The sequence below is a fragment of the Proteobacteria bacterium CG1_02_64_396 genome (genome assembly GCA_001872725.1).
Lineage (GTDB): Bacteria > Pseudomonadota > MNWR01 > CG1-02-64-396 > CG1-02-64-396 > CG1-02-64-396.
This window is the reverse complement of sequence record MNWR01000027.1, coordinates 1-8,347: the sequence shown is the minus strand read 5'-3', so window position 1 is coordinate 8,347 and position 8,347 is coordinate 1. Positions and strand designations below refer to the sequence as shown.

Sequence of the window (8,347 nt, the reverse complement as noted above, 5' to 3'; positions counted from 1 at the left end):
CGAATAGGGCGGGTTGGAGACGATGGCATCGAAGGGTTTGTCGTCGCCAAAATGCGGATTTCGCAGCGTGTCGCCCAGCTGGATGTTGAACTTGTCGTAGTTGATGTTGTGCAAGAACATGTTCATCCGCGCCAGGTTGTAGGTGGTGTGGTTGAGTTCCTGACCGAAAAAACCGTCTTCAATGATGTGGGCGTCGAAGTGTTTTTTGGCTTGCAGCAGCAGCGAGCCGGAGCCGCAGGCGGGGTCATATATCTTGTTGACGCTGGTTTGCTTGTGCATGGCGAGCTGGGCGATCAGCTTGGACACATGCTGCGGGGTGAAAAACTCGCCACCGGATTTGCCGGCATTGGCGGCGTAGTTGGAGATGAGGAACTCGTAAGCATCGCCAAACAGGTCGATATGGCTGCCCTCGAAATCGCCAAAATCCAGCCCGGCCACGCCTTTGAGCACGGCGGCCAAACGGGTGTTTTTGTCGGTGACGGTGTTGCCGAGGCGGTTGCTGGTGGTGTCGAAGTCGGCAAACAGGCCTTTGATGTCCTGCTCTGATGGGTAGCCGTTGGCTGAGCTTTCGATGGCGGCAAAGATTTTAGCGAGGTCGGTGTTCAGGCTTTCATTGGTGCTGGCGCTGGCGGCGATGGTGGCAAACAGCTGGCTGGGGTAGATGAAGTAGCCTTTGGTTTTGATGGCATCGTCTTTGATTTCAGGGGTGATGACCTTATCGGAAAGCGCCGCATAGTTGATGCTGTCGTCACCGCCTTCGATATAGCTGGCAAAGTTTTCACTGATAAAGCGATAGAACAGGGTGCCGAGTACATATTGCTTAAAGTCCCAGCCATCGACTGCGCCTCGTACGTCATTTGCGATTTGCCAGATTTGGCGTTGCAGTGCGGCGCGTTGTTGGGTACTTGTCATTCTGCTGTGTTCCTTGTCGAATAGATTTTGAATCGTGATCGGTGCGAGATGTTTTGGGTATCACACTGCGCAAGTACTTCTAGTACCGCTGGTTGTGGCTGTGGCAACACTCAAGGCTCGGCATGACAGCGGGCGCATAAAGTGTCATAGACGGATTCCGCCTAACTCCGCCTGAACTTGTCGCTCCAACACGCGCACGGCGTGCAAAAACCCAGCTCTTGCAAATCATCCACAGCGCCAGCGCCACAAAACAAGGCGTCGCTCGGCCGATGCTATACAGATTCTTCGTAGCACCATTCGCACAGAAAACTTGCGGGGATTCATTGGGGGGGGGACTGCGGGGCATCCCTAATTTGCCTCGCTTCGGCGCTACCCTCAACTTATGCCACACCCCTCTCAATGTAACGACCAAAATGAACAGAAAAGGGCCTTCGGTTGCAGGTCGTTTTGATTACTTCACCGGCATCGGTACCACCCGCGCCGCCCCCTCCCCCCGGGGATCGCTGGCCGCCTGGGCCTCGCCCCCATCCTTGCTCACCCACACCGCCTGCATGTTCCCCCACGGCCTGCTCCCCTCGGCGACCATGTACCCCTTTTGCGCTAGGGCGTGGCGGACCTCGGCGGGCATGCTGCCGGGCTCGAACTCGACCCGGTCGGGCAGGTATTGGTGGTGGTAGCGGGGCTGGGCGACTAGGGCGGGCAGGTCGACGCTCGGGTGGCCCAAGTAATTCAAGATGCCGAGCAGCACCGAGGTGATGATGCGCGAGCCCCCCGGCGTCCCCAGCACCAGCACCCCCCGTTCGTCCTCAACGAAGGTGGGGGTCATGCTCGATAGGGGCCGTTTGTCGGGGGCGATGGCGTTGGCTTTACCCCCCACCAGTCCGTAGGCGTTGGGGACTCCCGGCGCCATGACAAAATCGTCCATCTCGTCGTTGATGAGCACCCCGGTGGCGCCCGCCACCACCGCCGCGCCGAAGGGGTAGTTGAGCGACAAGGTCGCCGCCACTCGGTTGCCCGCCGCATCGACAATCGAAAAATGGCTGGTGTTGCTCCCCGACCCCCCTCCATCGAGCGGCTCGCCCAGGCTGATGCTGGGGGTGGCGCGGTTAAGATCGATCCCTCTAGCCCGCTCTACGGCGTATTCGGGCGACAGCAGACGTTCCAGCGGCATATCGACAAAATCGGGATCGCCCAGGTAGCGGGCACGATCCTGATACCCCCGGCGCAGCCCCTCGACCACCGGAGCAAGCCCGCCCCCCTGATCCCCCAACGCCCCCAAGATGCCCAGCGTTTCGGCCAGCACCACCCCACCGGCGCAGGGGGGCGGGGCGGTGACGATGGTGGCCCCTCGGTAGTTGAAGCGGATCGGGGGCCGCTCCTTAATTTGATACTCGGTCAGGTCACGCAGCGACCATATCCCCCCCTTGGACCGCACCCCGTTGACCAGCTCCCGGGCGGTGTCGCCGCCGTAAAATCCGTTGCGCCCGTTGGCGGCGATTTTTTCGAGGGTTTGGGCCAGATCGAGCTGGCGCAGCACAAACCCCTTACTCGGGGCGCGGCCGTGGTCAAGAAAGATGGCCGCCGTGCGGGGGTCGCGGGCCAGCAGTGATTCGCGAAATTTGGCCAACATGGCGTAGTGACCGTCGACCGGAAAACCGGCGCGAGCCAGTCGGATCGCCGGGGCCAAACTTTGCGCAAGGGGAAGTTTTCCGTACCGTTGGGCGATCCAGGCTAAACCTGCCGGAATCCCCGGGATTGCCGCCCCCTTGGCGCTATCTAAAGACGCCGAGGGATCGGCAGAAAACATATCGGTCTTGGCATAACCGGGGGCTTTTTCGCGAGCATCGACCAACGTATCGAGGCCGTCGGCGGCGCGATGGAGTAAAAAGAAACCGCCGCCGCCCAGCCCCGAGCCGCTCGGCTCGACCACCCCCAGGGTGGCGGCGACCGCCACCGCTGCATCGAAGGCGTTGCCTCCCTGCTTGAGGATTTGGATCCCCGCCTCGGTCGCCAGGGGATGAGCGGTGGCGATGGCGGCGGGGCGCTCGGCGGCTTGGGCATGCAGGGGCGACAGTCCGAGAAGAACGATCAGCCAAAAGATACGAAGGAATTTCATGCCTGCTCTCTTGAAGATGGTTGCCAAGGGTTTGTTGCACATGACGCGGGGGGCGGCTGAATGCGTCGCCCCTTGGGATCGGCTGTGGGATCGGCTTTCGCTCCGCGAATCGGCGGGCCCAGGGGAGGAGGCGTTCGCGGTGGATGCGCTGCGCTTATCCACCCTACGGTGGACCTCCCAACTTTTCGGTTTTTTGGTGGGGCGGGGTGGTGGATGCGCTGCGCTTATCCACCCTACATTGCCACAAACGCCGGGGCGTAGGGTGGATAAGCGCAGCGCATCCACCGTTTCCGACCTCCCCCTTGCCGAGTTGCAACCACTTACCCCAAGCGTTCGCGGAGGCAGGTCCGTTCCCACACCCCCCCTGTCGCTTCGGTGGCGGCGGGTGGGGGTGATCCTGCCGCTGTTGATGCTGGTGCTGACTTCCGCCCCTTGCAGCGCCGCGACCCTGCCCCAGACCAGCGCGGTGCCGGGGGGGATCGCGCTCATCCCCCTGGGCGCCACCCCACCCGGTACCGTCCGTTTCGAGGGGGGGCCGGTGATGGTGCTGCCGGACGCCGGACAATACTGGGCGGTGGTGGGGATCCCCCTCACCCAAGCGCCGGGCGAGGCGACCCTCACACTACCGGGGGGAGCAACCCTCCCCTTCGCAGTTGCCACCAAAGACTACCCAACCCAATCGCTGACCGTCCCCAATTCCCACCACGTCAACCCTACCGCCGAAGAGCTGGTCCGCATTCGCAACGAGGCGAGCGCGCTACGCCGAGGGCTCGACCTTTTTTCTGCCGACCACCCCGCCTTCCCCCTGGCCATGCCGGTGCAGGGGGTGGTCTCTTCCCCCTTCGGCCTGCGCCGCATCTTCAACGGCGAGCCCCGCAAGCCCCACTCCGGCCTCGATCTGGCGGCAGACGAAGGCAGTGAAATCCGCGCCCCCGCCGCCGGGGTGGTGGTGCTGACCGGCAACCAGTTCTTCAACGGCAACACCGTTTTGCTCGACCACGGCCAAGGGCTGGTCACCTTTTATGGCCACATGAGCCGGATCGACGTCAAGGTGGGGCAAGCGGTGGTGCGGGGGCAAGTTCTCGGTCGGGTCGGCCACACTGGCCGCGCCACCGGCCCCCACCTGCATTGGGGGGTGAGTCTGAATGGGGTGATGGTCGATCCGCGGTTGGTGACGGGTGAGTGGCGCTGAGCTCGCCCCCGAACATCATCCGCCGTCTCGACCTTTCGTCCCTCCCCCGGGCAGGGGGAGGGGGCTTGCTTGGTGCCGCTGTTCCCTTTTGTGGGAGCGCCGCGTTTTTCCGCTCATCCCGAGCCTGTCGAGGGACGCGATTATCCCAGCGTTTTTCCCGCAGTGTGAGGATGCGCCCTCGGAGCTGAATAATCGCGCCGAGACGGCGCTCCCACAGATACATGGACTGCGAGCCCCCGGAATGACGCTTCGATGGTTGGATCGAGGGAAGAAGAACCGGCCTCTTTCCGGGACGGCGCCGCCGGACCCGGAATCCACCCACTACTTTCGTCCTTCCACCATGTTTGGGAAGGCGCCGTTCGGTCGACGACGGGGGGATTTCAAGGCAGGCCGGGTGATTCGCTGTCCGTCGAGGAGAATTTGCAGTGGGTCGAGCAAACACCTTGCTCCCCCCTTTGCAAAAGGGGGGCTAGGAGTCTGTCGGGCTTGAGCGTCCGTAGCGAGCCGAGTGGGGAATCGAGGCCAAATTTTCACGGTTTTGAGGATCATAGTGGTGGCTATGTGACGAAAAACCGGGGAAATTTGGACCGATTACCCGCCGGCGCAGTAGGACGATCTCAAGTCCGACAGACTCCTAGGGGGGATTTGCAGTGGTTCGGTGAGATTCGCAGTCGGCTGGGAATCCCCCCCTCACTCGTGCCCCCGCACCTCATACCCCTCCGGACACGGCACCGACACCACCTCGGGCGCCCCCGCCCCCAACCGCGCCGCGCTCAGACTCCCCCGCCAAATGCATCCCGAATCGAGCCCCAGCACATGGCGGCTTTGCACCAGCCCCCGCGCCGCCCAATGGCCGAAAACCCAGCGCACTTCGTCCCAGCGTCGTTCGGGTAGGTCGAACCAGGGCAGAAAACGGGCGGGGTGGTCGTGGGGGGGCTTGCTGGGCCAGTGAAAGCGGTACAGCGGATCGATCAAACGGGTGCGGGTGAATACCGCCAGCGCAAAATGGAGCCTCCTCTCGTGGTCGTGGCAATCCTCCCAGCGCTCGGGGGGGCGGGCCAAAACCTGATCGGCGCAAAACTGGGCTCCATTCGGCCCCTGAATCGTCTCGGTCAGCGCCTTGCCCCAATGGGCCACTTGGGCCACATCCCAATCGGGATGCAATCCGGCGTGGATCATCCCCCAGCCCAGGTCGCGGTCGATGTGGACCAAGGGGCGCTGTTGCACCCAGGCCAGCAACTCGGCGGCGTCGGGGGCATTGAGCAGATCGCGCAGGGCGTGGGGCGGCTCGGCGTCGAGGAGTCCCGCCGCCAGGGCGATGAGGTAAGGCTCGTGGTTGCCCATGACCGCAACGACCCTATCTTGAAGATCGCGCAGCAGCCGCAGCACCCCCAAGGCGTCGGGGCCGCGACCGACCACATCGCCGGTCAACCACAGGGTGTCGACGGCGGGATCGAAATTCAGCCGCCCGAGCAGCACCTCTAACCGTTCGCGGCAACCGTGCAGGTCGCCGATGGCAATCACCGACATGGGATCCTTTCGAGACTTACGGCAACCGATCAAGAACTGATGGATGAGAGACGGTTGATCGCTTCGACCTTTCGATTTCAAAAGGCATCTGTTCAACTAACCCCATCCCGGCCGGGGGACTGTAGCAACCTCGCCCCGACCAAACCACCGACGCAACGGAGCCGACATGACCTCAACCCAGGCTGCGTTTCTATCCCTTTCGGGCCGCATGCTCATCGCCATGCCCGCCCTGGAGGATCCCAACTTCCACAAAGCGGTGGTTTTGATCTGCGAGCACACCCCCGAGGGGGCGTTGGGGTTGATCGTCAACCGCCCGGTCGCCACCTACACCGTGGGGCAAGCGCTGGCTCAGATGGGGATTGACTGCCACAACCCCGCCGTCGCCGCACGCTTCATCTATTGGGGCGGCCCTGTACAGGGCGAGGTCGGCTCGGTGCTGCACCGCCCTCTGGGGCAGTGGCACACCACCCTGGCGGTCGAGACCACCAACACCGGAATGACCGTATCGCGCGATATTCTTGAGGCAATCACCCAGGGGGAAGGGCCCCGAGATTTTATGCTCATGACCGGTTATGCCGGATGGGGCGAGGGGCAGCTGGAGGAGGAGATCAAAGAAAACACCTGGATCGTCGCCCCCTTTGCATCCGAAGTGTTGTTCGATCAGAGGCCGGAACTGCGCTGGGAGGCAGCGCTCGACTCGATGGGAATCGATCGCGAATACGAGGGGCACGCTTGATCTGATGAGGGGGGAGGCGGATCCACCGCTTAGGGAAACGCCGATTCAATCAGCGCCTCCTTATGCCCCGCCCCCCCTTCCACAAAATCTGTGGAAAACTTTGTGCACAAACCCTCGATGGTGGGGCTAAGTCCTTGGGATCGCGCTGTTCATGACCGTTTGGTCACATTGGGTGCACTTGTTCTAAGTTGTTGTTTTTAAATCACTTGTAAAGAATTCAAAGGGTTAGAGGATTCAAATCCCGACTATTCAAGACGGTCTTTTCTCTTGATCGGCCCAATGTTTAAAAGTCAAGGGCAACCGACCGCATTTAAGCCGCATTCCCCTTTTTTTGTCGCGAGTTGCCACCGCATGGAATCCAACATTCCCACCCCGACCCTGCATCGCTCGATCCTTTCGGTGTTGGAGCAAACCGGCCAAATCATTCTGGGGCACGACCAGCCGGTTCGGCTGGCGGTCGCCTGTTTGATCGCCGGAGGGCATCTGCTGGTTGAAGATTTGCCGGGGGTGGGCAAAACCACCCTGGTCCAAGCGCTGGCCCGCTCCTTTGGTCTTACGTTTCAACGGGTGCAGTTCACCAGCGATCTGCTGCCGGGCGACATCCTCGGGGTCTCGATCTTCGAACGCGAAAGTCAGACCTTCCAGTTTCACCCCGGCCCGATCTTCAATCAGGTGCTGCTGGCCGACGAGATCAACCGCGCCACCCCCAAAACCCAAAGCGCCCTGCTTGAGGCGATGGAAGAGGGACAGGTCAGCGCCGAGGGGGCAACCCGGCCGCTGCCTCGCCCCTTCTTTGTCATCGCCACCCAAAACCCTCTGGAGCAGGTTGGCACCTTCCCCCTGCCCGAATCGCAGCTCGACCGCTTCTTGATGCGGATTTCGCTGGGCTACCCCGGTTTTGCTGCGGAGCGGGCGTTGCTGACCGGCGGCGACCGCCGCGCCTTGCTTCCCAACCTACAGGCGTTGGCCACCCCCGAGGGGCTGCTGGCGGTGCAAGATGAGGTCGGCAAGGTCCACGCCGCAGATCCCCTGCTCGATTACCTGCAAGCGCTCATTGGCTTCACCCGCGCCTGCGACCTCTTCAAGGTGGGGCTCTCACCCCGGGCGGGGCTGGCCATTCTGCGGGCCGCCCGCGCCTGGGCCTGGCTGGCAGGGCGCGGCTTCGTCGTCCCCGAGGACATCCAGACCATCCTCCCCATGGTGGCAGGACACCGGCTGCACACCGTGCCGGGCAGCGACTTCGGCGGTCAGGATCCCATCGCCTGGTGGATCGCCCAGGTGGCCACCCCTTGAAACAGCTTGCCCGGCTGCGCCGATCCTTAAGTCTGGCCCGGTTTTTCACCCCCCAAGGACGCGAGGTGGGGCCGATCACCCTGGTGCGCCGCCGGGTTTACATCCTGCCGACCCGCACCGGCCTACTGTTGACCGGCATCCTCTTCGTCATGCTGATCGGCTCGATCAACTACGGCAGCAGCCTGGGCTACCTACTCACCTTCTGGCTGGCCGCCATCGGTTTGGTCGCCATGTTTCATACCTACCGCAACCTGGTCGGTCTGACATTGGCAGCGGGGGGGGCGCCGCCGGTTTTTGCCGGTCAAAGCCCCCATGCGACCCTGCGCCTGACTGCCGCCAGCGTCGGCCAACGACGGCTGGCCATCGCGCTGGAGCGCCCCTCGGGCACCCTCGAACTGCCCCCCCTCGATCCAGGCCAAGCCACCCCGGTGACCTTGAGCCTATCCCCGCTGCACCGGGGCGCTTGGCGGTTGGGGATGCTGGTTCTGTCGACACGCTACCCCCTTGGACTCTTCCGCGCCTGGTCGAACATCGATCTCGACATGGAGCTCCTGGTCTACCCCCCCCC

6 protein-coding genes and 1 pseudogene are annotated in these 8,347 nt (G+C 62.9%); 4 read left to right on the top strand and 3 right to left on the bottom strand.

Annotation, left to right across the window (positions count from 1 at the left end; all coding sequences use genetic code 11):
* Window positions 1–912 (bottom strand): type I restriction-modification system subunit M (locus AUJ55_03225; protein ID OIO59574.1); only part of this gene is annotated, 912 nt, incomplete at its 3' end.
* Window positions 913–1,363: 451 nt separating this feature from the next.
* The gene (locus AUJ55_03220; GenBank protein OIO59573.1) at window positions 1,364–3,028 is read right to left on the bottom strand and encodes a gamma-glutamyltransferase; all 1,665 of its coding nucleotides are present in this window, start codon (window positions 3,026–3,028) and stop codon (window positions 1,364–1,366) included.
* 385 nt (window positions 3,029–3,413) lie between these two features.
* On the opposite strand from AUJ55_03220, the gene AUJ55_03215 reads away from it, so the two are divergent.
* A complete protein-coding gene (locus AUJ55_03215; protein ID OIO59572.1) occupies window positions 3,414–4,220 on the top strand; it encodes a hypothetical protein in 807 nt (268 codons plus the stop codon).
* 690 nt (window positions 4,221–4,910) lie between these two features.
* Here the strand turns inward: AUJ55_03215 and AUJ55_03210 are convergent.
* Window positions 4,911–5,750, bottom strand: a complete 840-nt coding sequence (locus AUJ55_03210) for a hypothetical protein (GenBank protein ID OIO59571.1) — start codon at window positions 5,748–5,750, stop codon at window positions 4,911–4,913.
* A 166-nt stretch (window positions 5,751–5,916) separates the two neighbouring features.
* Here AUJ55_03210 and AUJ55_03205 point away from each other — a divergent pair, with 166 nt between their 5' ends.
* The 3 genes and pseudogenes from AUJ55_03205 (at window position 5,917) to AUJ55_03195 (ending at window position 8,347) form a co-directional block, all read left to right on the top strand.
* Entirely contained in the window at window positions 5,917–6,486 is a 570-nt protein-coding gene (locus AUJ55_03205) for a hypothetical protein (GenBank protein OIO59570.1), read from the top strand.
* Window positions 6,487–6,864: 378 nt separating this feature from the next.
* The gene (locus AUJ55_03200) at window positions 6,865–7,779 is read left to right on the top strand and encodes an AAA family ATPase (GenBank protein OIO59575.1); all 915 of its coding nucleotides are present in this window, start codon (window positions 6,865–6,867) and stop codon (window positions 7,777–7,779) included.
* Window positions 7,776–8,347: pseudogene (locus AUJ55_03195) on the top strand (hypothetical protein). The gene AUJ55_03200 and the pseudogene AUJ55_03195 overlap by 4 nt, the downstream one beginning before the upstream one ends.

Coding starts and splice junctions, on each gene's coding strand:
- AUJ55_03220 (OIO59573.1), bottom strand. CDS start 3,028: ATGAAATTCCTTCGTATCTTTTGGCTGATCGTTCTTCTCGGACTGTCG.
- AUJ55_03210 (OIO59571.1), bottom strand. CDS start 5,750: ATGTCGGTGATTGCCATCGGCGACCTGCACGGTTGCCGCGAACGGTTA.
- AUJ55_03205 (OIO59570.1), top strand. CDS start 5,917: ATGACCTCAACCCAGGCTGCGTTTCTATCCCTTTCGGGCCGCATGCTC.